The following is a 26,516-nucleotide window of genomic DNA, read 5'->3' on the forward strand; positions in this document are numbered from 1 at the left end:
GCGGCTGGCACCGCTGTTCAGAGGGGATCTCGGACTCCGATGGACGACGGTGGACTGTCCCGGATCGAGGCGCCATTGAGACCGCCGACCATCGTGGCTGCACAGCAGGGCCAGCGGATCGTCAGGGGCGTCCGCACTCCCCGGTCCGGTGTACGGCGGCGGAGGCACCTGACCTGGGAAGACGAGATTACCGATTGCGCTGTGGTACGGGAGTCGTCCACGGCCGGATCGTGTGGGTGCCGCCGGCCGTAGCGAGGAGGGAGCCGTCGGGGGAGAACGCGGCGTCCCATACCGCGTCTCGATGGCCGGTGAGGGGTTCACCGACGGGCCGACCGTGGCCGGGTCCCACAGCCGCGCAGTTCGGTCGTCTCCGGCCGTGGCGAAGACGTTGCCGTCGGGCGAGAACGCGATCACGCTTTGGACTGTTTGGGCGCCTGTGCGCGCGACGAACCTCTTCCCGAGGAGAGCAGGGGGCTAATTGAGGCCCGTGAGGTCGAAGCTAACTACTTGCGGTGGACTGACTTATGAGCGGCTCGTGGGCCGGTGTGGGGTGACGCGGATGCGCTCGCCCGCGTGGTCAGGAGCGGTTCGTGCAGACACCCTCAGCCCAGTGTCGACGGGGTCGGCCCCCGTGATCTGCAGAGGTGGCGTCTCCACAGTGACAGTACCGACAACGATGCTCTGACCGAGGATTGCCACGCTGTAGTCGTCTTCGACTCCCGATACTTGAACTCGGCCGTGATTAGCGACTAGTTCGCGGATTTCCGTCGAGTCCGCGGTCTCGAAGATTGCAGTCGCCGTGCTGTCGAGTTCCGCCGTACGCCCTGTGAGGAGGGCATGGGCGGTACGGATGGCCGCTTTGTCGTGTGCCGGGATTTGGCTGGGCAGTTCGAAGGCGGTCACGGCCAGGTGTTCGACAGTGACCAGCTGCTCCAGCAGCTCGATCATGGCATCCGCCGCTTCCTGGTTCATTCCGGGCAGCACGGGGACGGGCTTGGGGTCCGTGAGCGGTTGCCCGCCCAGCATTACACGCATGGTGTGGTGAGGAAGTAGGGCGGAGGCGAAACGTACGACCTCCAGCCGGGCGACGGGGCGAAGCCGGTCGGCGACTTCAAGTTCCAACTCCACCCGCAATCTGCCGGTGCTGTGATCCATCCGCAGACGGCATTGAAACGACCCGGTGGCGTCGGTACCGCTCAGCACGCCACCGTGAGTCCCCGCCCGCAGCGATGTCATGCGCACCCCGAGCACCGCAACGCGGCGCCCGTGGCCGTTCTCAACAACCAACTGCGCCGCGTGATCTGCCGGAACCGTATGAGCCGCAACCCGTAGCGTCATCCCAGGATCCGGCAGTCCTCGCGGAAGGCCCAGGACCGTGGGCCCGCTGACCTGAAAGTCGGTGAGATGCTCGCCTGAGATCTCAACCGGATCACCGAATGCTATGGCCTGCTCCCAGGCCTGCGCAGCAACCTGAGCCTCCGGACTCTCGGCGAAGGCCAGCCAAAACCCCATCGGTCTGTCCCGCACCGCCCCGGGATAGGCCGGCAACATCTCCACCATGCTGTCCAGCCCGGGACCTGCCGTCATCCTGAAGGTGTAATGAGGCTCCAGCTCGTTCAGCCGCACGCACATGCCCCGCATCCGGTCCAGGGCATCACCGACGTCACCGACCGGTCCCTGTTCCCGGAGCAACTGCCGCAACAATTCGCTCGTCTCGGCCATCGCGTCGCCGAAGTAGAACCTGCGGACCTGCGGATGCTCGGCTAGTCGGGCCTCGATCCAAGCAGCACCCCGCCACGTCATCTTGAACGGGTAGCGCCCGCACAGATCCTCGAACCAATTCAGCTCGCCGGGCGTCGGGTCGATGGGGACAATCAGGTCCCAGCTGACGGGACTCAGTGCAGCTGCCGTCTCCAGGGAATCCGCCACCTGACTCTTGCGCGAGGGGGTCATCCGTCCTCTGAAGGACTTCATCTCAAAGACATGTAGGCCGTCGTTGTCGATGAACTGGGCGTCTCGACCCCTATCGCCCCCAGAGCCGTCAATCCGCTGGACGTCGCCGTGCATCAGGCTGAGCAGGACCGCGATGCCCTTCTCAAACGCTCTGGGATCCGAAGGCCAGATCACTTCGCTCACGTCGCCTGCCCTTCCATTTTGAGTGAAAGCATCACAATATACACGCAGAGTGACAAGACTCGCTGATCTCCGTACACATCCGGCTGCTCACTTTGTCGTCCGCGAGACGTCCGCCGAGCTCCAGCGACCGGGTCTTCGCGGCCGCCGGCCTCGCCCGCGGCCGTGCATTGGTGATCGCTGGGCGCGCGCGGGGAGATCGTTGACGGCCCACATGTGGCCCAGGCCCCCGGCCCGTAGCGGAGGCTCAGTCGTTGTCTTACCTCGCACCTACACTCCCGCTCATGGAAAAGGGAGCGATCACGCGGGACGACATCCTCAAGACGCTTGAGGAGTATGACCACTTGGGACGTGACGCGTTTCTCGGCGCCTACGGCTACGGCGAGGCGAGTACCTACCTCATCGTTCACGACGGCAAGGAGTACGACTCCAAGGCCGTTGCCGGTGTCGCCCACAAGCACCAGCACGGTCGGCCGCTCACACGCCTGGAATTCAGCGGCGGCGTGGGCCACGCTGTGGACTGGCTCAAGCGCGAAGGATTCACCATCGGGGCGTCACGCAACCCGAAGTGGACGCGCGACGAAATCATCCTGGCTTGTGACGTCGTCGCCCGGAACGCGTGGAACGGCCTCGACGCAGAGGACCCGCGCATCGCAGAGCTCTCCGACTTCCTGCAACTGCTGGCCGCCTACCCAGATGAGGAGCGCGCCAGCACCTACCGCAACCGCAATGGTGCCGCGCGCAAGACTTTCGATATCGCCACCCACCACCCGGACTACGAGAAGAAGCAGACCAAGGGTGGCCAGCTGGACCGGGATGTACTGCGCGATTTCCTGGACCGGCCGACTGAGATGGCTCAGGCCGCGGCACTGCTGCGCGAGGGCTTGACGCACGGCACCTTGAAGCCCGTCCTGGCCGACGATGACGATGATGCCGAAGACGAGGCCAGCGCACCCGAGGGCAGAGTGCTGTATCGGCGCCACCGCACGCGGGAGCGCAACAAGGGCCTGCGAAAGAAGAAGATCGCTGCTGTGCTGAAGAGCGGCGGGACTTTGGACTGCGAGGCATGCGGCTTCGACTTCGGCGCGGTCTACGGCGAGCGAGGCGAGGGGTACATCGAGTGCCACCACGTTGTCCCGCTACACGAGGCTGGTGAGGGCACGACGAAGCTCTCAGACCTCGCGCTCATCTGCTCCAACTGCCATCGCATGATCCACCGCAGCGCCCCGTGGCCCACGCCGGCCGATCTTCGCACGCTGATTGAGCAGCAGAACAGGCACGATGGGGCAGTACTGCCAAGGCCTCGGCAGGCGGTCGCGGGAGCCGACAGGCACTAGCTCCATGTCCGCGCCGGTTTTCAAGACCGGCCCGTGCAGCATGCCTTCAAGCTTGTGACGTGCACGTACGAGCCCGGACGGGCTTCCATAGTTGAATCCTGGCCGCAGGTTGGCCGAACGCAGCTTTCGGCGACCTTCGTCCCGAATAAGCTCAGGGCAAGATCCCCACCTAACGCGGCCAGGGTATGTGCAGGTCAGAGCCTTGGGCTAAGTTGGTCTGACTTGGCTCACGGACGAGTCTGGGAGAAGATTTCTCCCAGGTTTCTCCCCGCGCTTCCAGGTGGGTCACGGCTCAGGAGAGCCGGGTCCGAGGACGTTGCCGTCGTCGCGGTTTGACGCTGTCGATCGGACTGGCCGCACCCTCAACCGGTGAAGCCCTCTGCTGACGAAAGCGACGACCAGGGCGGACCCTAGGCTGCCGAGAAACTCTGGCAGTGCAGCCATGAGAACGCTCACGACCTCGCCGCCGCAGTTTCAGCGGCAGCCGAGCGGCGTGCAGTGTGCCTATCCCCGAGCCGCTTGAGCTTACGGCGCACGCGTTCACCGTGTGCAGCTGGCAGGCCTGCCGCAGATGCGGCAGCAGCCCAGGTGTCCCGCGACTGCGCCCACTGGCGAGCGACCACTGTTTCGTCACCGTGCAGACCATGCAGAACTGCGGCAATTCGAGTGTCGCCCAGTCCGGTGCGGAATGCCTGAGTCTCGGGAGTTTGACGGTCAACTAGCAGATCCTCCAGAGACAGGCTGGCGCCAACCTCCTGACTAAGCAGCAGGATGCGCTTGCCCCGTACTCTGCGCTCCCACAGTGGCTGCAAGTGCCGGTGCTCGATCGCCATTTGGTGGCGCAGAATCTGAGCCAGGACCATGTCGCTAGCTGCTCCCTGGCGGAGAACCTCAACCCAGTCGCCCAGCAGCGCCATCTCTACAGCCTCGCGCCACGCCTCTGGGTTGCGCAGGCCGAGCCAAGTGCGAGCGAAGGCGTCCACCTGATCCACGTCGCCATCGATTGCCGCGTTACGTGCACTCAGCGCAGCCAGGATCGCTGCGCGAACCGGCACAGAAGGCAGAGTCCGCCAGCACCGGGCAAGCATTAGAAGCAAGCCGGCTGAACTCGCAGGGCTGGGGGCAGTTGGCAAGTGCTGCATCACCACTTCCCGAGGCAGAACGAGGTGGATGACACCGAAGCGGATGGCCTCGCGAAAGTCCACCCCTTGCAGCTCTCCGCGCACCATCTTGGGCGAAAGGTGAGTGAATCCAGATACAACATCATCGATGTCGGGTACGAGACGGTGCTGCAGCGCATCGACGTGGCGTGTGCAGAGGCGGCTACGGCCAGGCGTTAGCCAGCCCGAGTTCAAGAGCGTTTGAGGGTCAAGGCACAAGCCATCGCACGGGGTGGAGTTTGGCTGGTCTTGGCGAAGGCTCCCGAAGGCAATCATGTGGACTCCTTGCTGGTCTCAGAAGAGGCTTCCTACCTCTAGGCGCGGCATGAGCCAGGACCGACAAAAAATCTTGGGATGATTGAAGTGACGCTCGTCACTCACGCGCAAGGCCGCAGCGGCTCGGCGCCAGTCGCCGCCCGCGCCGCAGCCGCCTGCGCGTGCCCGCCCTTCGCCTGGAGCCAAGCTCCAACGACTGGCGGCGGCACACCCTGTAGTCGACGCCGAACACGACTTCGCCATGCAGGTTGGCTGTGCGCTGTCGCCAGCCGGTACGGGTAGGCGCAATTGTGCCCTGCCATCCTCCGCAGCGACGTTACCGAGGTGGTGGAAGCCCTCGACCAGGGCGACGGGGCCGGTGCCCAGGAGACCGCCGGCCTTCTGTTGGCCGACCTCGACGCGCTGCTCCGCTGCGCTTGACGCGCACAAGATCCCTCGACCGTACTGACCCATCCAGGCCGCTGAGCTTGGGAATCACGAGTGGTTCTGCGCTGAAAGGCCTTCTGGCCTGCAGGAACAGCCAGGGAGTAGCCCGTCGTCGTGCCTGTGGTTGACCGGTGATCCCTGTCTTATCTGGTGCGCATCTGGTGCAGCCGCCACTGTGCGCCACTTGATGTGGCACGGGCTCCATGGTTTCAGGATTTGGAGGTTGGCGAAGGGCAGGGTGCCATACAGCTCCGCGAAGTCGGCGAGCAACGGGAAGCAGTTGATTTCGCAAGAAGCGCAAGCTTATCAAGATGCAGGATCCATACGTGCGACTTAGGGTTGGATCATGCTGCTGGTCGTACAGTATCCATTCGTCGATCTGCGAACCCTCCTTGAGGGAGATACCCACCGGGTACGCTCACCGGACTGGCCTACACCGACGAGAGTATTCCCAAAGAGGCACCCTAATGGATCCCGATCCGACTTTGTACGTCGGGTTGGGCCGGTGCGTAAACGATTGAGCGGAAACCCGTCAACGTGGCCCAGTGAGGATTTCTATGCCGACGCTAGCCGGAATATATTGGTAAGAACGCAACGTGGCGGGCTTCGATCAGCATTTGTGAGAATGTACTGCCACAACCGCGTCTTGGTGCGGCTAGAATTCGGCTTTCAGTGTCCGCCAAGCTGGGCCTCGTTTGAGATGCCTGAGGAATACACCAAGCGTGCAGTAGAGGCTGCCCTTGGCCTCAACGTACACCTTCGGCGGAGTCAAGAGGATGTGCCTCTCGGACTCTTTGCCCATGATTTTGCGACCAGCCTCCTCGACTTCACAACGCGCTCTAACGTTCCGGGGTTCACTCCCAAACCGTGGTGGATTCAGCCAGCCGATGCATTGACTCTTGTAGAGACAGTTGGGATCGGACTTGCTGCAGAGTGCAGGTTCATCCCATTGCATGCGAGCAGATTCTCCGTCTGGGAGATACGCGGAATCGAGCGGGAACATCGTGACGAAATCCGTCGTCTACGCGTTTTCTTGTCCCATCTTCATGGTGATTTGATGGGCTTGGCTGTTGTTCTGCCTCTCGTCCAGTCCGGCCGACTGAACCCGAGGACTGAGCAGTTCGGCGACTATATCAACCTCACGTGCGGCCATCTGTTGGCAGAGGAGTCCTTTGGGTACTCCCAGTACCCATATATGGCAGCAATGCTGAAGCCCTTTTCGCGCCACTATCTAAATAGGATCATCAGCCTTCGGGCCTTGAGTGTTTCTACCGAGAGCAAAGGTCTCCGAAGGAAGATTATCGAGGTGGCAAATCTTCTCGAGAGTCTCTCTAATCTCGAATTCCCTCCAAGTATTGACGTATCCGCCTATGCCGGAAAAAGAAAAAAGGAGAAGGTGAACATGCCCGAGACGCTGCATTCTGCACAAGACTCCCGAAGTGTTTTCCTCGTGCATGGCCAGGACGAGGGAACGGCACAGGAGATGCGGAGCCTCTTGCGTGCGCTAGGTTTGAAAATCGTTGACTGGGAGGACGCAAAGGCGAGCCTCAAGAAAGGGTCGCCCTACGTGGGGGACATAGTACTTGAAGGGATGCGGCTTTCGAATGCCGTGGTTGTCCTCTTTACTGCGGACGAAGATGTCAAGCTGCGATCAGATCTAGCGGGCGGTCCAAACGGTCACCAAAAGGGGCAACAATCTCGACCCAACGTCTACTATGAGGCGGGCATTGCAGACGCCCTGAATAGGGACCGTACAGTCCTAGTAGAGGTGGGCAACGTTAGAAAATTTTCGGATGACTCTGGCCGTCATGCAGTGAGGTTCGATGGCGGGATCAACTCACGTGTCACACTGCGCAACGCTTTGCGGAACGCAGGACTCACCGTCGATGATCAGGCGCACGACTGGATGCGCGAGGGAAAATTTGGGTGATCCAGACTTGCCGTAGTGCCAGCGTGCCCGATGAGACGTAGCATTGCAGTGCCAGGAAGGGCTATGTGGCGCATCGTGTCGCCCAGTCGTTCCGGGGCAGAAGTCCGGTAGATGATGGCCGTGGTGCCTAAGCCAAGAAGTTCTCAGCTTCCTTGGTGGTGCTGCCGAGGCGCACTTTCCCTCCTCTCTGTAATGGGGGGAATAAGTGTGTCAGTGCGACGTCAAGGGCGACAGCTGTCGCACCTGAGGCTCATGCGTGGCTCACATAGCCCGTACGCAGCCGAAGCACTGCTCCTGTCGCAGCAAGACGTACACCTTCCAGGATCAGCCCAAGTGGTGGATGTGGCGGGGCATTGGACGCTAGGAGATGTTGACCCACTGGTGCCCTGGTCCGAGTACGATGCGATGACCTTCATGCCGGCACCGGGGGTGGCGAAGAGTCTTGGCCAAGTTCAGCAAGATCGAAAAGATCCGCGAGGGCGGGCAGGCGACCGTTTGGAAGGCGAAGTACCTCGAAACGGGACGCCTTGTCGCAATGAAATTCCCGCTAGAGTCGACAGATCTTTCTCCAGGCGAGGAAAACCGAGCGCGCTTTGTGCGAGAGATGCGATGCCAGAGCACGCTTCGCCACCCGGGCGTCATGCCGATCATTGCGATGAACTTGCAAGCAGATAACCCATTCTACGTCATGCCGCTTGCGAGTTATTCATTGCAAGAGCTTTTGCATGCGCGCTGCCTGGAGTGGGCTGAGGCCGTAGAGATGATTATAGAGGTGTTGAACGCACTCGCCTATGCTCACGCTGAAGGAATAATTCACAGGGATCTAAAGCCTGAAAACATATTGCTTCTTGACAATCGTTGGGTAGTTTCCGACTTTGGGCTCTGTAAGGATGTCAACTCGAACAGCTTGACGATAACCCGGCAGGAGACGCTGTTTGGGTCCTTGCCGTATATGGCGCCGGAGCAGTTCGACGACCCGCATAATGTCACTGTAACGGCTGATATTTTCGCGATCGGCCAGATCCTCTACTATTGCATCGTGGGCGAGGTTCCGTATCCGCGAGTCAGGGTGGCGAAAATCCCTTCGGGCTTCCGCTATGTAATCACCAAGTGTATTGCGGAAGAGCCTGAAGATCGCTTTCAGTCTGTAGCTGACCTGCGCCGAGCGTTGGAGCTGGCGACTGCTCCAAGCGATGAATTGGCCGCTCCGACGGAGCGAGCGCAAGAATTGCGAGAAAGAGCCATTGAGGGAATAGCTGGTTCCATTCCCGAACTTTTGCGCTTCCTCTCGGATAGGTCCGACGATGAGGTTTTTTTCAAAGAGTTCCTGCCTAGCCTTCCGGCCGAGTTGATCAACGCTATGGCGGCGGAAGATTTTTCGGTCTTCTCTCAGGTTGTTCGAGTGTTTGATGGGTACGCCGAGGGTGGTCATCCCTTCAGCTATACTGACGAACTTGCGAATTTTTTCCGCAATGTGTTGCATTCCACTGGCGACGTCGTTCTTCGGCAAGTGGTCTTGAAGAGAATCTTTCGGCTGGGGGTCGAGCACAACCGCTTCTACATTGGCGACGTGTTTGCATCGATAGTTCGCAGGTTGACAGCCCCCCACGAGGTGCAGTTTGTGGCGGATCTATTGCGTGGGGATCCTCAGGGAGCTCGGTTTATGGCTTACTACTTGGGAAAGTTCGCCATTCCGGACGCTATTCGAAGGGAGTTGCCGGAGATCTGACTGGGTTCCGGAGAGTTTCCCGCACGGTCGGCGTAGTGGCTTTGGGTGGGAGTCTCAATGACGACGTCAAGCCGCTTGCGCGACCGGGCGAAGCGCTGAGGGAGGGCGCCGCCACCGGAGCGGACCTGCTCTGACCTGGATGTTCGCCAGCCACCAGCACCCCGGGTGGGCGTCCTTGGCCGCAGGATGGCCACAGCGCCCCGAAAACAGAAACCCGCGCATACGACGCGTGCCCGGGAAGGCAAGGAGTGACGCCCACTCGATGATGCCGAAGTCGGCTCCCTCTCTGAACCGCCGCCCCTGCTCGGGCAGGAAGGGCTCACTTCCTGCGACGCTTGACCGCCCTCTTCTTCGATTCGGCCTGGCCGCGTTTGGTCCACTCACCTTGATGGCGGTAGCAGCGCGACGTGCCCTTCATCGTCTTGTTCCGACAGCGCCCCCCGGCCTCTGTCGGCCAACCACACTTTCCTTGGTTCCACTCACCCACTGTCCACCCCGGTAGTCCGCCTGATGTTCCGGCATCCAGCGTGTGCGACGTCGCAGATACGGGGCAGGGCGCATGGCCGGGCGGCATCAGAGCGCCACGCGCACGCGGGTCAGTACATCGGGCGCGCTTTCGGTGTGCACGCTTTCCAACTCTGCTGGTCCCCGTTCCTGGTAGTTCAGACCCGTTCAGATCCTGCGTGTCGCCTTCCGCTGGCATGGCCTTGAACGAGCGCGAACTTCCACGAATGAGACTGCGGTTGAGACTGAGCGACAGTGTCAGGGAGCTCCCTAAGGCTTGTCCCGCAATGATCTTCAGGGCTGATCGGGATGTAATTGGTTGCTGTGCGGCGCCGTTCCGCTATCCGGCGAGGACGATACGGCTGCCCCGCGTCGGACCCGGCCGACCGTGCGTGAACGGTGAGGCAGTGGCCATCTCGTCCCATGGGAGAGCCCCCCGCCCTCGCGAACCCGACTACGCGAGGGACCCTGGTCGACGAGCTCCGGCTCTCACAGTCACGCCGGTGATGCTCGCCGCCCGCTGACTCAGTTCACCCCGTCCGCGCCCGTGCCCCGGAACCGTTTGCTACCACGTCGTGTTGACCTGCCGCCTCGTACGAGGTAGACCCCAGGACGCAGTTCCCGTGAGCGGACACGGATTCGCTGTTTAGTCCCAGGTGGCCAGAGAGTTTCGTCTGACCAGATGAAGTTGGTCAGCAGGGACAAGTCGGTGACGTCCGTCTGCCTGAGGTCTGCACCAGAGGCATCTACCTGTCCTTCAGCGAGTTTGCGCAGACGATGCCATGACTGTACGGAGATGGTGCGGTCAGAGTTGGGAAGGAGGTCATGGGCGCCGCTGAGGGCATCGATGAGGTCGCGGGCGCGGTCGAGAGCGCGGGCGCTGTCGCGGGCGCTGGCGCGGGCGCTGCCTAGGGCGCTGACGAGATCGAAGGCGCGGACGAGATCGACCTCGCGGTCGATTTCGAGTTGAAGGGCGAGGGCGAGTTCCCGGGCGTGGTCGAAGGCGTTGTCGAGCGCACGGATGAGCTCGCGGGCGTGGTCGCGGGCACGGTCGAGGGCACGGCCGAGATCGACCTCGTGGTCGAGTTTGAGGTCGAGATCGAAGGCGTTGTCGAGGGCACGGACGAGATCGCGTGGGAGAGCGTGGTCGAAGTCGCGGGCGCGGGCGAGAGCGCGGGCGAGAGCGCTGTCGAGGTCGCTGGCGCTGTTGCCGACGCGGTCGAGGCCGCGGGCAAGGGCCCTGATGGCGATAGCCGCCTGAGCCTGCCTGGTGGCCCATTCGTCGTACAGTGCGGCCGGGGTTTCCAACGTGGTCTGGTCAGCTGTCAGGAAAGCGGACAGGAGAGTACTGGTGTCGCTGGTGGCCTGGAGGTAGCGCAGGAGGTCGCTTCCGGTGCTGTCCAGGAGAGCATCGAGCTGCGCGTCGGTGAGCTTCTCAGGCATGTCTTCGGGGTTGCTCATTGAGTGTCCTCCCTTCGTCCCGGTCGTGGAGCGAGATTCCGCCGTAAAGCGGTGCGCGCTTGTTTGCGCAGGTCACGAACTTTCTGTGCGGTCAAGCTGAGCAGATAGGCGGTCTCGGTGTCGGATGAGCCGTCCATGGTGAGGGCCATTACTGCCCGTTGAGTCTCCGGGAGGCGGGCCAGGGCGTCCATGACGATGAGGGTCTGTTCAGTCAAGTCCGCATGGCCCGGACCCGGGTCTGCCAGGTCCGGCACCTCGATGCCGTGCGCGATCTGCGGCTGGATCCGTTTCTGCCCGGGCGGCCTGCGGTGAACGTGCCACACGACCCGGCGGATCCAGCCGGACGGGTTGTCGATCGATGCCCATCGCCCGGCGACGACTTCGCACCAGCCCTGAAGGAACGCCTCCTGCACAGCGTCCTCGGCATCCTGCCGACAAGCTCCGTCCAACATCAGAAGACGGACCATGCGGTGGCAGGCGCCGTCCACGAAGTCCAGGAAATCGCCGCGCATCCCGGCCATCGTGGCAGCATCCCGCAGCGGCGGGGTGCTGTCCCCGCGGCCGGGGTCGGTGAGGGGCCAGGGTTCGGGGTCATCCACGTTCACCAGCCCTGCCTTTCCGCGTCCCGACCTCGATGACGATGCCGCGCTTGCCGAGGTCGATGATGCGGCTGCCAGTCGGCAGCATGCGTACGTGCTGGCGTCGTGATTCCTCGCGAGCCCGCCGCAGCTGCAGCCGCGCCTTCAGCCAGCCTGCGGTGATCGTTGTGATGCACGTGAGTGCCCCACCCGCAGTTGTCGCCAGCGCCGCCGTGGTGACGGGGTCCATGCTCGCCTCCCCTTCGTTCTGTACCGGGAGCAGGTGCGGTATCTGCCCGTACCTGTATGTGGCCGTCAGGGAGCTTGATCGGGAAGCCAGCTCCAAGATTCTTCCCACCTGGTGGGAGACGAGGGCGCACTCGAGTAGTTCACTTCCGTGGTGATAGGAGGAAGAGCCGTCGTCTGCTCCTGGATTGCCCTGACTCCGGTCGCCGAGGCGATGCCGACGTCGATACCGGCCGTGACCCCGCCGAGCCACGGCCCGGTGCGAGCAGCGGGCAGGCGGCGGACATCTCGTTATCCGGCAAGGTCCAACGAGGGCCGGCACTCGCGAACGGCGTCCCCTCCATCTCGGAGCCTGAGCGCCCCCGCCGGAGGCACGCTTTGACCGGGGTCATGCAGTGCGACCGGCTGGGCGTGGTCCAGTCCATGGGACGAGTGGGGTCCTGTTTCGACAACGCCGCCGCCGAGGCGTTCAACTCCACGGTCAAGACCGAGTACGTCCACCGACACCGGTTCACCACCCGCGCCGAGGCCCGGATCAAGATCGCCACCTGGATCGCCGACTTCTACAACACCAAACGCCGCCACACCCGTGCCGGCGGACTCCCGCCCGTGGAGTTCGAGCAGAAGATCAGACAACAACGCGGCCAAGCCCACCAGAGGGCCCAAGCCGCATAGATGAGGACTCTACGTTTCCAGGGGATTGACAGCGCGTACGGAGATGAACGCCGACGTACGGAGGTGAATGAGACGGAATCTGAGACGGAGGATCGAGTCATGCCCCGGACGGCGTCGGCTCGCTGGACATGCTGTCGCCTGCATGGAAGCCCATGGGACGCTTGACCGTGACGACGGCGCGCAGAGAGGGAGAACGAGTGTCGCAGCAGACAAGCCCTCGGGGAACCTTCGTAAAGATTGCGGATGCTGTGAAGGCGGAGATCGAGGCCAACCTGGAGATGACTGAGCTGCCGACGCTCGCGACCCTTATGGAGGAGCATGGCGTATCTCGAGGCGTAGCCCTCCGGGCCTTCAACGTGCTTCGGCGAGAGGGAGTGGCCGAACCGGTGCCGGGTGGCCGGTGGCGCGTGATCAGGCAGGGGCGGAGCGTCGACCGCAGACCGTTGGCTGAGCGGATCGCCGACGTGATCACCAGAGACAATATCGCGGTGGGTGCGCCGTTCCCCAGCACGTCCGTACTCGCCACGCGGTTCGGTGTTTCGCGGCCGACCGTGACCAAGGCGCTTGGCAAGCTCGAAGCTGTCGGCCTGCTGTCGGAAGCAAGGCAGGGGAAGCAGCGCACTGTGTTGGCTGTGCCAAGCCGAGAGGAGCAATCCAAGCTGTGAGTGCAACCGAACTGACCGAGTGGGCTTACCCCCTCGCCGAATCTCTGCTGGCCGATCCGCTGCCGCGTCGCTGGAAGCACTCGCTCGGGGTGGCGGAGCGAGCGCGGGCCATCGCACCCATCCTCGGTGCTGACGCGGATCTCTTGGAGGCCGCCGCGGTGCTGCATGACATCGGGTACGCACCGGACCTTGCCAAGACCGGCTTTCACCCGCTGGACGGTGCGCGGTATCTGCGGGACCTGGCCGACGCGGACGAGCGGGTGATCCGGCTCGTGGCTCACCACTCGTGCGCTTGGATGGAAGCTGAGGCTCGTGGCCTCCGCGATGAGCTGGAGGGCGAGTTTCCTCGCGAGCGCCCGCACCTCGCCGACGCCCTCTGTTACTGCGACATGAACACGACCCCGGATGGCTCGCCCACCAACCCCGTGGATCGCGTCAACGAGATCGCCGGGCGGTACGGGCCCGACAGTCTGATCGGCACATTCATCCGTCGCGCAGAACCGGAGATCCTGGCCGGTACCGCCCGAGTCCTGGAGCGGGTCGCCGCGGCCAAGCGTCAGCCGATGTAGGGAGCCGTTCGCGTCCGGTCCATCGCGTGCTCGATGCGTAGCCGCATCGTGGGGTGAATGTCGAGTTCCGTCAGGTCCGCTGGGGCAACCCAGCGGACCTGCGTCGTCTCGTCGCTGGTACGAACGTCCCCGCCTATCGGCCGCGCCCGGAAACAGATGCTGAATTGCTGCCGCGCCTCCCCGTCGTCGTACAGCATCACGTGGCCAGGGTCCGTGTAGATCCCGGACATGTCGATGACCTCGGCCTTGATGCCGGTCTCTTCCCAGACCTCCCGCACCACCGTGTCACTGATCGACTCGCCCACATCGTGTCCGCCGCCGGGCAGTGCCCACCGCCCGTTGTCGGACCGCTGGATCACGAGCACCTGGCCCGCGTCGTTCTGCAGGAACGCGACGACCGATGGCACGACGGAGTTGGCCGGCGGGGCGTCGGGGTCGTGGAGATAGTCAATGCGGCCCATGCTCAAGCTCCCGTGAGGTCTTGGTCTGTCACCTGGCGCGCGCCTCCCCAGGTCTGCTCGATGCTATTCGCGTACGTGTCGAAGAGCCCGCCACCCGGCAAGCGTCGCAGGTGCAGAACGGGAGCCAAATACGCGCCGATGCCGTAGACGTGCGTGTTCACTAGCATTTCGTCATCGGCTCGGAACAGCGAGTTGTAAAGCGTCGCGTCATGCAGCCGGAAGCCGATGTCTGGATGGCTGCTGAACAGTGGCCGGTAGTTCATCAGCGCATTGCGAATCTTCCCGTCCATGATCTGGTGACCCTCGTCTATGCCGCGCTGCTTGACCGCTGCACAATCCGGATCCCCGAGCAGGATGCGCACCTGCGCGTTCCCCTGCACCTTGGCCTTGAGCAGACCGTGAAAGAGCGGGTCCTCCGATAGCCACAGTCCGGAGTAGACGAGTACGTCGATGTGCGACTGGGCCCGCCCGTAGATCTCGCGCCAGAGTCCGGCGGGCACCATGTGTCGATGCGGGTAGACCGTGACGATCTCAGCCTTGCTCAGGTCCGAGGCGCTTTCGACCGTGCGGGAGTCTTCCCACAGCGTCGTCACATCGACCTTGAGCAGTGACGCTGTCGCGTACTGGTGCCGCCGATACGGGACCTTCCCCTGAGTGATCCAGCGCTCGACCGTCTTCGGGTTGACCTCGATCGCGTCGGCCAGGTCCTGCACGGTCATGCCCTGCGCCAAGAGAGCAGACCGTAAGCGCTCGTTGGACATCTCAACCCCCGGTGGGACGTCTAGGGACTTCCTGACGGTAGCGAGATCGCCCCAAGGTGTCCATGCGCGGGGTGAACAACGCCCCTCACCTGCACCGATTCTGATGGTGCGCCAAGAAGTCCCGGCGCGAGAACCGCAGAGTCCGTCGGCAAGCTTGACGGATCCCAATGCAGTACCTGTAATAGAGGTACTGCATCGAGACTAGCTCGATCGCAGTTCTCAGCGACGTCTGAGGAGCCTTCTTCGGGCTGCTCAGCAGTAGAGGGCGGGGACGCTGCAATCCCGCTGAAGGCCAGGTGGAACAGGGTTTCGGCCCGTACTGGCGAGGTGGCCCGGTGACCGCGAGCAACGGCCGGAGGGTGGGGACGAGGTCCCCCTTGCAGTGCGACATCACATACGGCCGGCGAGAAGAGGAGTTCTGATGCGTGAGTTAAGTACCAGGGCGCTGCTCGTGCGGGACCGGCACGGGCGGTTAATGCCCTTCGCGTCTCCCTGATCCACCGCTGAGCGCACCGGGACATCCGGTGATTCGCGGAGTTCGGTCACCTGCGCAGCGGTCTGCTGCGGCCGGTTGCCTCCCCTGCCCGTCCGGTGTTCGTGCCGTACGGGCGGGGTTGAGGGGAGCCGGGCGGCTTGCTCGTTCCTCTCTACCTGGGAGTTTCCGCATGGATGCTGCTCTGTTCGCTGCGGTCTTCATCGCGTTATGGGTCGGGCATTCGGTGGGTGACCACTGGGTGCAGACATCGCACCAGTCATGCACGAAGGGGGCGCCGGGTTGGCCCGGACGCCTCGCCGCCGCACGGCACGTCGCCACCCTCACAGCCACGAAAGCCCTGCTGCTGCTTCCTGTGGCGTGGTTGCTCGGGCTGGAGCTCTCCGCGGCCGGTGTGGCTGCTGGCCTCGCCGTGGATGCCCTGTCGCATGGCTGGGCTGATCGCCGTAGCAGCCTCGCCGGCCTCGCTGAGGTGACGGGCAAGGGCGATTTCTACCGGCTGGGTGCTCCGCGTGCCGGCCGGGACGACAACCCGCACATCGGGACCGGCGCCTATGCGCTGGATCAGTCCTTCCATCACCTGTGGCTGCTCATCGCCGCTCTGATCATCGCCACCGTCTGACCCAACTTTCCGTCCCACGGCGCGCGGCCCCGGAGTTGCACCTCCGGGGCCGCTGTCGAGCCGTGAACCTGCTAGGGAGACCACGACCCATGAACCACATCGCTGCTGTTCAGGCGCTTGTTACCGCCCCCGACTTCGACCGCGAGCCCACGGCCGCGGAGCTGGACGCGATCGAGTGGGAGATGCCCGTCATCACGGCCGAGCTCGAGTTGCTGGACGCGCAGATCACGACCCTGGACCGCACACCGTCGCCGCTGGACGTCCGCCGGATCCGGCGGGCCCGCCGGCGGGTGCTGGTCGCCCGCCGTGAGCTGGCCAACCGGGGCGTCACGGGTTCGCCGGAGGTGGCGTGATGGCCGCCATGTTCACGGCGCAGATGGCGCGCCGCCGGGGCCGTTGGCGCCTGTATGTGGTGCTGCTCAACACGCGGGCGGCATGGCCGCAGCGGGACTTGGGTGGCGGTGCTGCGGTGCCGACGGTTCAGGAGCGTTCACGGGCGCTGAACGCCCTCGGCTACGCGCTCACCGATGGTGCGCAGTGGGAGTGGATCGAGGACAGTGCAACGTTTGACGACCCGTCGTCGGCGGTGCTGCTGATCGCGTCGGTCACGGTGCGGGAGGCGACGGAATGAACAGTGTTCAGATCCGTTCAGCCGAGCGCGCGTTGTCGGTCGGGACGTGGCTGATCGTGGCCGGGGCGATGCTCTACTCCATCCTCACCGTCACGCCGCTCATGGCCGTTCACACCCCTGATGAGTGGGACTGGACGGCGCCGATTCTGCCGCTGGTGGTGGATGCGGCGGTCGTGATTGTGGTCCGCCTGGACGCGGTGCTGGCCCGGCTGGGTGGGCACGGTGGCCGGTGGCCGATCGCGCTGCGGTGGATGACCGGCTGCATGACCCTCGCGCTCAACGTCGCCGACTCCGCGCTGAGAAAAGACCTGGTGGGAGTGGCCGTGCACGCGGTCGCGCCGCTGCTGCTGATCGTCACGGCAGAGACCGGACTCGCCTACCGCCGAGCCATCACCGCCGCCCTGGCCGCGCAGGAAGCCCGCATGCGGATCGAGCAAAACGAGCGCGAGCAAGCTGAGCGGGAACAGCGCGAGGCGGCCGAGCAGCGGGCCCGCGAGGAACGCGAGCACGCCGCGACGCTGGCCCGTCAACAGCGCGAGCACGAGGCACACATCGCCCGTGAACAGACCGAACGGGAAGAGGCGGTACGGCGCGAGGAACGGGAGCAGGCCGAAGCCCGCGAGCGTGCCGAGCGTGAAGCCCGTGAACGCCGTGAACGTGAGCGTGAACAGCAGCAGCGGGAGCGTGAACGCCTGGAACGGGAGGCTGCTCAGCGCCGCGAGGCGGAGCGTCTGGAGCGGGAAGCCGCTGCCCGTCGTGAGCAGGCGGAGCGGGAGGAGCAGGCGGAGCGTGAACGGGCCGCGCTGCTGTCCGGCGGCCCGGTGAACGAGAAGCTGCCCGAGGACAGCGCCCGCCAGATCGTCGCCGCCGCGTTCGCTGAGGGCCTGCCGGTGCGGGCGACTGCGGACTTGTGCGGCTGGTCGGTCGGCTGGGTCTCCACCCGCTACCAGGAGTACCGCGACACCACCGCCGGCCGGAAGCTCGAGGTCGCATCGTCGTGAGCGCGCTTCCGGTCTACCGGTGGCGCCTCGCCCCGGACGGCTACGCCACCTACCGCCAGCTGCGGGCCATGGGGCTGCGGCCCGGCGGGCAGGACGTGGCCGCGGAGTTGCAGCGCCCCCGCCGTCGCCGGGGCCCGCTGGTCGCTTACCTCTACCGGATCGACCGGGCCAAGCCCGTCCGTCCCATGACCCCCGCCAAATGCGCGGCTCTGGAGCGGGCGAACGCCGCTCGCCGGATCTGCCCGAACTGCCGCCGTGACGCGGGCTATCGCATCCCGCCGTCGCGCGGCATGTGCACGCCCTGCGCCGACTCACCTGAATCCGCCGCCTGACACGACAGGAGACACAGCACATGAGCAGCCAGACGGAAGAGAGCACCACCCCGGCCGCCCAGAATCAGGGCTCGCATCACTACGTGCTGACTCTCGATCTGCCGGGTCGGGTTGCCGGTACCTGGTACGGCACCGTCACCCCGGCCTGCGACGACACCCGGCACAGCCTCTTCGTGGCCCTGCGGGACCACGTCGGCACGGAGAACCCCGCGTTCGCCAGGGCCAACGTCGTCTTCTTTTCCCTGGAGCCGAACCGGCTCTGACCTGCCAAACCTCGCCCAGCAGGGCCCGCACGCCGCGCCTACCAAGCATCGCGTGCGGGCCCTGCTGTTCTCCAGCGAAGGAGTGCACACCAGCATGACTGAGACCACCATCGCTCCGGAAGCGGGCACCGAGGCCCCGCCGGACACCACACCGCCCCCGGCACCCGAACCGGCAGCCGCCGAGGTTGAGCACACGCCGGGCGGGTGGCCGGTCGTCCCGCTCGCGGTGACCGGCACGAACACCACCACGTCCCTGCTGGCCGCCGCCACGCTGGTCGGCGGACCTGTCGCGCTCGCCGTCGCCGCCACCGGCGCGGTGGTTCTCGGCACCGTCGCCGCTGCCTCCCGAGGCCGCCGCGACCGCAAGAGGAAGACGACGACCGGCAGTACGGCCCGGACCCGAAGCGCATCGGCCGGCCGTGCCTCCCGGCACGGCGCTGGTCGGGTGCCGACGCAGGCCCGTAATGGGAACGTCGGCGCCACTAGGGCCGCTGGTCGTAGCCGGGGTAAGTCGCCCCGCGCTGCTGCCGGTTCCCCTGCTGCTGCCAAGGCGGGAGGGCTGAACCGCAGCCCTCGCGAGGCTGCCACGGCGTCGCAACTGTCCGGAGCGTCGAGCAGAGCTCGGGGCAAGGTCGGGCAGGTCAAGGCGCTGCGGGATGCGGCCCGGCAGACCTCGCCGTCGCGGGCCGCCCGCCGCAACGACACGCAGGGCGCCCGCCGTTCAGTGGCGGACGCCCGCCGCAAGGCCAAGGCCGATCAGCGGTCCGCCTCCCTTGCCCGTAAGGGGCTGGTCGGTCGGGGCGTTGGGAAGGCTGCCGGGCGCATGGGCAAGGCCCGGGGCGCGGCGATAGAGCGCGCCCGTCAGGCGCGTGATGAGCGGACCGCCGGGCAGGTCGCCGGGCAGCGTGACCAGGTGCGTAAGGCACCGGCCCGCAAGGAGGCGCGCAAAGCCCTGCGTCGTTCGGCTGCTCGCCTCCAGCGTCGCCGCCTGCTCGCGGTCCTGCTCGCCGGTGCCCTGGGCATCGTCGGTCTGATCACGTCCCCGATCGGGCGGAAGCTCGGGCTGCCGTGGCTGGTGCACCCGGGCCGCCGTCTCTACGCGCGCATGATGCGCACCGCCGACGAGCAGCGCACAGCGCGGGATGAGGAGATCCGGGAGGTCCTGCAGGACGCCGAGGCCGCGGCCGATGCCGAGGCGGCCGACGACGGAACGGAGCAGGTCGGGGACACGGCCAAGCGTCCGGCCGGGCCGACGCCGGCAGCACCCACCAGCAGCGAGAGCAGTGAGGGAGAGATCGTGTCTGGTTTCCGGTTCGAGGAGTACGCGGCGGAGATGGAAGCCGCGGCCAACAGCTACGACCCCGAGGACGCCATGGAGATTCTGGCCATGGTCGAAGGGCTCCCGGCCGCGCTGACCAGCGTGGCGAACGTGATGCGGATCCTCGCGGAGCGGGCCGACTCGGAGTTCCCGCTGGAGAAGGAAGTCGCGGACGGCTTCAACGACATCTTCGGTGCGCTCATGTCGGCTGTCGCGGTCGCCGAGGACATGGGCCCGCTGTTCCGCCAGGCCCACGAGCAGGACATCGCCCGTCACGAGGACCCGCGCAACGGGACCGAGGCCGAGAAGGGATGGAACGTCTAACCATGGCCACCAACACACAGGCCAGCACGGGGCCGGTGTGGGACTGGGCTGCCGGTCACGGACCTGTGACCGGCGCTCTGTCCGCCACCACCGGAGCCTTCGCCCTCGCCACCACTGGCGCCGCGACCGGCATGCCCCCGGGCTGGGTGCTCGCGGTCGGCGCGGCCGGGGCGATCGGCCACACCGCCACCAGCCTGCGCGATCGTCTCTCGGCCCGCACGATCGGCATTTGCGCCGCGTCGTGGCTGGTCGGTGCCGGGTGGACGACGTGGGCCATGGCTTCGGGCCCGCTCACCTGGGCCGCCCTCGGATCACTCGCCACCCTCGGCGTCGGCCTCGGGGCTGCCGCCCGCGCCACCCTCCTGCACGAGGAGGCACGGGAGTTGGAGGCGATCGCCGCAGCTGACCGGCAGGTCTCCCAGGAACTCTCTGCGGAACGGCGGGCGATCGCCGCGGAGTGGGTGGACCGCATCCAGCGCGTCTGCGGCATCACCGTGCGCGTCCTCGCCGTCGAGATGTGGCCCACCGGGGCCGGATTCACGATCGATGCCGCGCTCCCGCCGGGTGGCGTCACCTACGACAGGATCGCGCGGGAGGCCGCCCGCCTCTCGGCGGATGCGCGGCTGCCGCACGGCTGCACCGCTTCCGCCTCTCAGGGCATCGACCAGGGCCGCGTCCTCATCGACGTGACCACGGTCAACGTGCTCGCGGCAGAGGTCACTTACCCGACCGACTACGGGCCGCTCTCCCTCCACACGGGTATCCCGTGGGGGCTTAGGACGAACGCGGACGAGATCCGCGCCTACCTGCGCGAGCAGTGCGCGCTGGTGGTCGGGCCGACCGGTTCGGGCAAGACGAACATGGTCCACACGATCCTCGCCGGGTTCGCCCGCGCCACCGACGTCCTCACCTGGGTGATCGACCTCAACGCCGGTTCCGCCGGCCTGCCCTGGGTCCGCCCCGCGCTGGCCGGGGACCGCGAGGGAGTGCGGCCGGGGGTGGACTGGCTCGCCTCCACCCACGAGGAAGCCGCGCTGATGCTGGATGCGGCCGTGCGGATCGCGAAGCACCGCAAGATGGCCTACCAGGACCTCATGTCGAAGGCGAACACCGATCTGCTGCCGATCAGCGCGCAGATTCCGCAGATCGAGATCGTGATCGACGAGGGCGCGGAGATCCTCGCGAGCATGGACCGGCCGTCCAAGATCCTGGCCGCGAAGATCCTGGAAGTGATCCGGATCGCCCGCGCCATGGGCATCCGCACCGTCCTGACCGCGCTCGGAGCCACCGGGGCCGTCCTCGGAAACCTGATGATCCGACGGGAAGCCAAGGTCCGCGTCGCCCTCACGGGCGGTGAGACCGAAGGCATGGACCTGGGCAAGCAATTCCCTGGCTCCCGCGGATTGCGCGTGGACCAGGCCCCCCACAAGGGCGCAGGGTTCATGGGCACCCCCGAATCGGCCCCGGCGCTGTTCAAGTCGTGGCGGATCTTGCCCAACCAGATCCGCGACATCGTCGCCGCCACGTCCGACCGGCACCCCACCCTGGACGCCACCTCCGCCAAGGCGGCAGGGCAGGACTACGCCCGCCGCTGGTACAGCGACCGCATCGCCTGGATGCACGACCACGACCATGCACCCGCCACGGGTACAGCGGCCGAGTCCGCCGGCACCCCGGGCGGACTGAACCTCTCCGCCCTGCGCGAGCAGCCGCCCGCCGCAGAGTCCGCCGCGGACGCGCTCGCCCGGAAGTTCCGCGAGCAGATCGACGCCCAGTTCGCCACCGCCCCCGAACCCGGAGCCACCGAGCCGGACACGGGGACGGAGCAGCCGCCCACACCGGCAGGGCTGAACCTCTCCGCGCTCAGGGCCGAGGACAACGCCGCGAAGGAGGCCGCGCTCGCGCTGCTGCTCGCCGCCGGGCCGGAGGGAACCGGGGCATCCGCCATCGCCCGCGCGCTCGCAGACGAGTACGGCACCACCCGGCAAACCGTCGTCGGATGGCTCAAGACATGGACCGCCGACGGCACCGCCGTACGCGTCGGAGCGGGCACCAAAGCCCGCTACGTCCACCAACGCCACGCCCCCGAGGCGTGACCGCCTGTCGCTTGTCGCCCATCCCTGCGAGAAGGGCTCTGGCGGCTTGCTGAGGGCCCGAAACGGCTTGTGACCTGCAAGGTGACAAGCGACAAGACAAGACAAGCGACAAGCCGCACGACAAGTCAGACGACAAGCGACACGACAAGCCGACACCGTACGGCGCTGCGCATCGGGCCGGTTTCCACACCCTGTGGAGACCGGCCCGCCCCGCTCCCGCACCACCCACCGCGAGCCGAACGGAGGCACCACCATGACCCACCACCCGCCCGGAACCATCGCCCCGCACATACCCGCCGACATCTACCGGCAGGCCGAACGAGAAGGCAGGCCGATCATCGTCGTCCTCCAGGCCGCCCCGGCTGCCCGGACCGCACACACCTACCTGGTGCCGCTCGGCCTCGGCTTCGCCACCGCGATCGGGGTCGCGGGCACGGTCGCCGCGATCCTCGCCCTGTTCGAGTTCGCCATCCACACCGCCACCCTCATCGCCGGGGCCGCCGGGCCGATCGGCATCGGCGGCCTCACCTTCAAGCTCACCCGCCCCAAGCAATGACGCCCGGGGCGACCGCCACTCTCGCCAAAGAAGCGCGGTCGCCCCGGTCTCCCAGCAATCACAAGAGAACTGGAGACCTCCAGCATGACCCAACCCACCGACATCATGCGAGAGCGCGACTTACGGCCGCGCCTGCTGGACGCGTTCTGCCGCCAGGGCGGCGCCGGCAAGGGCTACGCCGACGCCGGATTCGACGTGACCGGCATCGACATCGAGCCTCAGCCCCTCTACCCCTTCCCGTTCATCCAGGGTGATGCGGTCGCGTTCATCCGTGAGCACGGCGCAGAGTTCGACTTCATCCACGCCTCGCCGCCCTGCCAGCTCGACAGTGACTGCCAGCGGCTGCACGGCAACCAGCACCCCGACCTGATCGGTCCCACCCGCACCGCCCTGGAAGAAACCGGTCGCCAGTGGGTCATCGAGAACGTTCGGGGAGCAGTGCCCAAGCTGCGCCGTCCGGTGATGCTGTGCGGGCCCATGTTCGGGCTGGAGACCTACCGGCACCGCTACTTCGAGACCGGCGGAGGCTTCACCCTCACGCCGCCCGCGCATCCGGCCCACACCGTCCCTCAGGCGAAGATGGGCCGACCCGTCCCGCCCGGCCACTACGGGCAGTTCGTCGGCAACTTCTCCGGCGTCCCCCTCGCCCGCCGCGTGATGAGCGTGGAGTGGATGACCCGCGAGGGCATCCGCGAATGCATCCCGCCCGCCTACGCGGAGTGGATCGGCACCGCGTTCCTGGCAAGCGCGATGGCGGTGGTGGCATGAGCGAGCACCTGCACACGGCCCTCCGGCTCGCGACCCACGGCGTGCCCGCGCTGCCCCTGCGCAAGGGCAAGGTCCCTTTCGGGAACTGCCCGGCCTGCGCCAAGAACGGCTGCGGTGGCCGGCCGAACATGAAGACCCCCGGCCCCTGTACCTGCCCGCACCCGTGCCACGGCTGGGCCGCCGCCACCATCGACCTCCGGGCCATCAACTCGTGGGCGCGGGCGTGGCGGGAAGCGGTAGCGGTGGCCTACCACCCCGGCGGCGCCGGCCTCACTGTCGTCGATCTCGACAACCCGGCCGCCATCGCCTGGGCAGGTCGAACCCTTCCGTCCACCCAGACCGTGTCCACCACGCGCGGAGAGCACTGGATCTACCGGGGCGCCGTGCGTTCCGTGAACGCCGTTCGTGACGGCGTCGACATCAAGTCCACGATGGCCTACGCCCGGTGGCTCGGTCCCGGCACCGGCACCATCACGGCGCTGCCGGACGTCGTGCGCGCGCTGGCCGTGAACGAACCCTCCACGGTCCGGCCGGCGCCGCAGGCCATCGCCGTGCCCGCACTGGCCGGGGGCGGGGAGTGCCGCCACCGCACGCCGGCCTATCTGGACCGTGGCATCGCTATGGCTGAGCAGCGCATCACCGAGGCCTCCAGTGCGGTGCACGCCACCGTCTACCGGACGTTCCTCGCCGTGCTGTCCACGCACGGCCGGTGCGGCTGCCTCACCGACGCCCACATCACGCGACTGTTCACCGCCGCCCAGGCAAAGGGCGAATCTCCGCGGCACTGCACCGACGCGTGGACCAACGCCCGTACCAGGTTGGGACTGTAGCTATGTCCGACGACGATAAGAACCCGGCCCGCGAGGTCATCGCCGACTACGCGCAAGCGCACTTCCGGTACTTCCGCACCGCTGATGGGACCGTGTTCGCGCAGAAGAACGGCCACCCCGTGGCCCGCCCGATCCGGTCCCAGGGCACCTCGGGCAGCCACCGGCAGGAACTCATGGTCGGCCTCTTCCACGACGGGCTCGGCGTGTTCAACGGGTCCGCGCTCAAGGAGGCGTTGGACCTCATCGAAGCGCTGGCGATGAGCCAGGACGTGCAGCCCGTACACATCCGCGTCGCGCCGGGATTCGACGGTGCGACGTGGCTCGACCTGGGCCGCAACGACGGACAGTCCATCCGTATCCACCCCACCGGCTGGGACATCGTCACCCCCGACCCGCAGGAAGTGTGCTGGCGACGGACACAGCTCACCGGCGAACTGCCCCTGCCCGCCAAGGACACCGACGGCAAGGGCATCGACCTCCTGCTACGGCTGTGCAACTTCGCCAACGCCGAGACCGAGTGCCTGGCCGTCGCCTGGCTCATCGGCTGTCTCGGGCCGTCCGTGCCCGTCCCCGCTCCCTTCCTCACCGGCCCCCAGGGTGCGGGCAAGTCCACCGGTGGCCGCATGCTCGTGCGGATCATCGAGGGCATGAGCGGCGACCTGCGCCGCGCCCCGAAGGATGAGGAGAACCTGATCGCGGCCGTGGCAGCCGGATGGGTCACCGCCCTGGACAACCTCTCCCACCTGGCTCCGGACCTGTCCGACCTCCTGTGCTGCATCGTCACCGGCGCCGAGACCATCAAACGCGCCCTGTACACCGATGGCGACGTGGTCCGCGCCCGCTACCGCCGGCCCCTGCTGCTGACCGGCATCGACGTCGGAGTCATCCGACCCGACCTCGCCGAACGCCTCCTGCCGCTGCGCCTGGAACGCCCCCGAGTGAGGCGGACCGAAGCCGAACTGTGGGCGGAGTTCGAAGAGGTTCTCCCCGTCGTTCTCGGGTCCCTCCTCGACCTCACCGGCAAGGTCCGCGCAGCCGAGGCAGACATCCCCACCGACCTGCGCATGGCCGACTTCGCCCACCTGTGCGCACAGCTCGACGCGGCGACCGGCCTCGGAGCGCTCAACGCCTACCGGACCAGCCTGGATGACCTCAACGACGACGTCATCGAAGGCGACCTCCTCGCACAGACCGTGCTGACGCACGCCGCCGGCCTCGATGCGGGGGCAGAGGAGCGGATGACGTCTGCCGAATGGCTGCACTGCCTCACCCGCCTCTACACCGGCGACGACTGCCGCCCCCTGCCCAAGGGCTGGCCCACCACGGGCAAAGTCCTCTCGGACCGCCTCAAGCGCCTCCAGCCGACCCTTGCCGCTCGCGGTGTCCTCATCGACTGGGGCCGCACCAAGACGGCCCGCTACATCGAGATGACCCGACCGCCGACCCCGCCGTCACACGAGCAGGAGCAGGCGTTCTGACCTGCGACACCACGACCGACCCGCACAAGCAAGAGGAGCACCACGCGCGGAGGACGTGCTCCTCTTGCTGTTCGGCGGCAACGCCGCCGCCCGGTGGTCGCGCCGCGCAGCGGCTCCTTCTTCACGCTCTGAGCCGCAGCGCACCACAACAGACACCTCCCTTCTCTTGTCCGAAGAAAAGGGACGCTGCGTCACCCGCGTCACCGAGGCACGGAAAATGGCCACTGACCTGCCACTACGGCGGTGACGCAGACGGGCAATGGCTGCGTCACCCCGCGTCACCCGCGTCACCGATGACAGAGACCACCCGTGCCGGTGACACACCCCCGGGACCTCTGCGTCACTCAAAACCGCAGGTCAGGAGCACGAATGACGCAGATGACGCGGTGACGCAGAATCCCGCGCCTCGGACAGGCGCAGGCTCCCAAGGAGACCTGAGATCAACCCCATTCGCAGGCCCGCCATGCTCGCGCGTGGCGGTACCAGAGACGACGCGTAGTGAGGAGCCGTGAAGGTGCAGAAGGAGATCGGACTCCCCAAGAGCTACTCGGCTGCCGAGGTAGCGGCATCACTTGGGTGCTCTGAGTGGTGGGTCAAAGAGCAGGCCCGGCGTCGGCGTATCCCTTTCATGCGAAGCGGCAGTGGCTACCGCTTCACCAACGATCACGTAAGGGAGATCTTCCACATCCTTGAGGAACGCCCTGAAGAGGCGAGCCCCTCTGAGGGCAGCGCGTCCTCGCCTCGCCGTCGCGCTAAGGCGCAAGCAGCAGGACCCGTAGTGCAGCTCCGGGCGCGGCGTCCACGACGCACACGGAACGCCGCCTGACGAACTGAACGATCGCGGTGGGTGGGAGTCGACGGCTCCCACCCACCGCTTTGTCTTGAGAGGGAGC

The 26,516-nt window shown here is 66.2% G+C and carries 26 protein-coding genes and 1 pseudogene; 18 read left to right on the top strand and 9 right to left on the bottom strand.

The features are described from left to right. Positions 1-187: 187 nt before the first annotated feature. From OG741_RS21810 to OG741_RS21820, 3 genes and pseudogenes are all read right to left on the bottom strand, one after another. The gene (locus tag OG741_RS21810; protein ID WP_405600353.1) at positions 188-349 is read right to left on the bottom strand and encodes a WD40 repeat domain-containing protein; all 162 of its coding nucleotides are present in this window, start codon (positions 347-349) and stop codon (positions 188-190) included. Beyond that, a pseudogene (locus OG741_RS21815) lies at positions 349-414 on the bottom strand (WD40 repeat domain-containing protein); the annotation flags it as partial. The pseudogene OG741_RS21815 and the gene OG741_RS21810, both read right to left, overlap by 1 nt. 108 nt (positions 415-522) lie before the next feature. Continuing rightward, a complete protein-coding gene (locus OG741_RS21820) occupies positions 523-2,136 on the bottom strand; it encodes a hypothetical protein (protein WP_405600356.1) in 1,614 nt (537 codons plus the stop codon). Between the two features lie 281 nt (positions 2,137-2,417). Here OG741_RS21820 and OG741_RS21825 point away from each other — a divergent pair, with 281 nt between their 5' ends. Then, a complete protein-coding gene (locus OG741_RS21825; protein WP_405600359.1) occupies positions 2,418-3,470 on the top strand; it encodes an HNH endonuclease in 1,053 nt (350 codons plus the stop codon). A 452-nt stretch (positions 3,471-3,922) separates the two neighbouring features. Here OG741_RS21825 and OG741_RS21830 read toward each other — a convergent pair whose 3' ends face one another. Continuing rightward, positions 3,923-4,906: a hypothetical protein gene (locus OG741_RS21830; protein ID WP_405600360.1), complete on the bottom strand. Its 984-nt coding sequence runs from the start codon at positions 4,904-4,906 to the stop codon at positions 3,923-3,925. Positions 4,907-6,032: 1,126 nt separating this feature from the next. Between OG741_RS21830 and OG741_RS21835 the strand changes: the two genes are divergently transcribed. Beyond that, positions 6,033-7,262, top strand: a complete 1,230-nt coding sequence (locus tag OG741_RS21835) for a TIR domain-containing protein (protein ID WP_405600362.1) — start codon at positions 6,033-6,035, stop codon at positions 7,260-7,262. A 442-nt stretch (positions 7,263-7,704) separates the two neighbouring features. Continuing rightward, entirely contained in the window at positions 7,705-8,991 is a 1,287-nt protein-coding gene (locus OG741_RS21840; RefSeq protein ID WP_405600364.1) for a serine/threonine-protein kinase, read from the top strand. A 1,029-nt stretch (positions 8,992-10,020) separates the two neighbouring features. On the opposite strand, the gene OG741_RS21845 is transcribed toward OG741_RS21840, so the two are convergent. The 3 genes from OG741_RS21845 to OG741_RS21855 form a co-directional block, all read right to left on the bottom strand. Further along, on the bottom strand, positions 10,021-10,956 hold the full coding sequence (locus OG741_RS21845; RefSeq protein WP_405600367.1) for a hypothetical protein: 936 nt from the start codon (positions 10,954-10,956) through the stop codon (positions 10,021-10,023). After that, the gene (locus OG741_RS21850) at positions 10,953-11,477 is read right to left on the bottom strand and encodes an RNA polymerase sigma factor (RefSeq protein WP_405600369.1); all 525 of its coding nucleotides are present in this window, start codon (positions 11,475-11,477) and stop codon (positions 10,953-10,955) included. Before OG741_RS21850 ends, OG741_RS21845 begins: the two co-directional genes overlap by 4 nt. Positions 11,478-11,547: 70 nt before the next feature. Further along, positions 11,548-11,784 carry a hypothetical protein gene (locus OG741_RS21855; RefSeq protein ID WP_405600370.1) on the bottom strand — a complete coding sequence of 79 codons (237 nt, stop codon included), beginning with the start codon at positions 11,782-11,784 and terminating at the stop codon, positions 11,548-11,550. Positions 11,785-12,158: 374 nt separating this feature from the next. Between OG741_RS21855 and OG741_RS21860 the strand changes: the two genes are divergently transcribed. The 3 genes from OG741_RS21860 (at position 12,159) to OG741_RS21870 (ending at position 13,689) form a co-directional block, all read left to right on the top strand. Continuing rightward, on the top strand, positions 12,159-12,455 hold the full coding sequence (locus OG741_RS21860) for an integrase core domain-containing protein (RefSeq protein ID WP_405600372.1): 297 nt from the start codon (positions 12,159-12,161) through the stop codon (positions 12,453-12,455). A gap of 197 nt (positions 12,456-12,652) precedes the next feature. After that, a complete protein-coding gene (locus tag OG741_RS21865) occupies positions 12,653-13,120 on the top strand; it encodes a GntR family transcriptional regulator (RefSeq protein WP_405600375.1) in 468 nt (155 codons plus the stop codon). After that, positions 13,117-13,689, top strand: coding sequence for an HD domain-containing protein (locus OG741_RS21870; RefSeq protein ID WP_405600377.1), 573 nt, complete (start codon positions 13,117-13,119; stop codon positions 13,687-13,689). Before OG741_RS21865 ends, OG741_RS21870 begins: the two co-directional genes overlap by 4 nt. On the opposite strand, the gene OG741_RS21875 is transcribed toward OG741_RS21870, so the two are convergent. Further along, positions 13,677-14,150, bottom strand: a complete 474-nt coding sequence (locus OG741_RS21875; protein WP_405600379.1) for an NUDIX domain-containing protein — start codon at positions 14,148-14,150, stop codon at positions 13,677-13,679. The genes OG741_RS21870 and OG741_RS21875 overlap by 13 nt on opposite strands. A gap of 2 nt (positions 14,151-14,152) precedes the next feature. After that, entirely contained in the window at positions 14,153-14,869 is a 717-nt protein-coding gene (locus OG741_RS21880; protein ID WP_405600382.1) for an XRE family transcriptional regulator, read from the bottom strand. Positions 14,870-15,576: 707 nt separating this feature from the next. Between OG741_RS21880 and OG741_RS21885 the strand changes: the two genes are divergently transcribed. From OG741_RS21885 to OG741_RS21940, 12 genes are all read left to right on the top strand, one after another. Then, a complete protein-coding gene (locus OG741_RS21885; RefSeq protein WP_405600384.1) occupies positions 15,577-16,026 on the top strand; it encodes a transcriptional regulator in 450 nt (149 codons plus the stop codon). A gap of 89 nt (positions 16,027-16,115) precedes the next feature. Beyond that, positions 16,116-16,379: a DUF6284 family protein gene (locus tag OG741_RS21890; RefSeq protein ID WP_405600386.1), complete on the top strand. Its 264-nt coding sequence runs from the start codon at positions 16,116-16,118 to the stop codon at positions 16,377-16,379. Further along, the gene (locus OG741_RS21895) at positions 16,379-16,657 is read left to right on the top strand and encodes a DUF6303 family protein (protein ID WP_405600388.1); all 279 of its coding nucleotides are present in this window, start codon (positions 16,379-16,381) and stop codon (positions 16,655-16,657) included. Before OG741_RS21890 ends, OG741_RS21895 begins: the two co-directional genes overlap by 1 nt. Next, positions 16,654-17,658 (top strand): DUF2637 domain-containing protein, encoded by a 1,005-nt coding sequence (locus OG741_RS21900; RefSeq protein ID WP_405600390.1) that lies wholly within the window; start codon positions 16,654-16,656, stop codon positions 17,656-17,658. Before OG741_RS21895 ends, OG741_RS21900 begins: the two co-directional genes overlap by 4 nt. Beyond that, the gene (locus tag OG741_RS21905; RefSeq protein ID WP_405600391.1) at positions 17,655-17,990 is read left to right on the top strand and encodes an RRQRL motif-containing zinc-binding protein; all 336 of its coding nucleotides are present in this window, start codon (positions 17,655-17,657) and stop codon (positions 17,988-17,990) included. Before OG741_RS21900 ends, OG741_RS21905 begins: the two co-directional genes overlap by 4 nt. Positions 17,991-18,010: 20 nt before the next feature. Then, positions 18,011-18,253, top strand: coding sequence for a hypothetical protein (locus tag OG741_RS21910; protein WP_405600394.1), 243 nt, complete (start codon positions 18,011-18,013; stop codon positions 18,251-18,253). Between the two features lie 94 nt (positions 18,254-18,347). Then, a complete protein-coding gene (locus OG741_RS21915) occupies positions 18,348-19,895 on the top strand; it encodes a hypothetical protein (protein ID WP_405600396.1) in 1,548 nt (515 codons plus the stop codon). A gap of 2 nt (positions 19,896-19,897) precedes the next feature. Further along, positions 19,898-21,991, top strand: coding sequence for a hypothetical protein (locus OG741_RS21920; protein ID WP_405600397.1), 2,094 nt, complete (start codon positions 19,898-19,900; stop codon positions 21,989-21,991). Between the two features lie 253 nt (positions 21,992-22,244). Beyond that, positions 22,245-22,547, top strand: a complete 303-nt coding sequence (locus tag OG741_RS21925; protein WP_405600399.1) for a hypothetical protein — start codon at positions 22,245-22,247, stop codon at positions 22,545-22,547. Positions 22,548-22,631: 84 nt separating this feature from the next. Next, positions 22,632-23,315 (top strand): SAM-dependent methyltransferase, encoded by a 684-nt coding sequence (locus tag OG741_RS21930; RefSeq protein ID WP_405600402.1) that lies wholly within the window; start codon positions 22,632-22,634, stop codon positions 23,313-23,315. Then, on the top strand, positions 23,312-24,145 hold the full coding sequence (locus OG741_RS21935; protein WP_405600404.1) for a bifunctional DNA primase/polymerase: 834 nt from the start codon (positions 23,312-23,314) through the stop codon (positions 24,143-24,145). The genes OG741_RS21930 and OG741_RS21935 overlap by 4 nt, the downstream gene beginning before the upstream one ends. 2 nt (positions 24,146-24,147) lie before the next feature. Next, the gene (locus tag OG741_RS21940; RefSeq protein ID WP_405600406.1) at positions 24,148-25,623 is read left to right on the top strand and encodes an ATP-binding protein; all 1,476 of its coding nucleotides are present in this window, start codon (positions 24,148-24,150) and stop codon (positions 25,621-25,623) included. Positions 25,624-26,516: the final 893 nt, after the last annotated feature.

Source organism: Streptomyces sp. NBC_01410 (genome assembly GCF_045040195.1).
Taxonomy (GTDB): Bacteria; Actinomycetota; Actinomycetes; order Streptomycetales; family Streptomycetaceae; genus Streptomyces.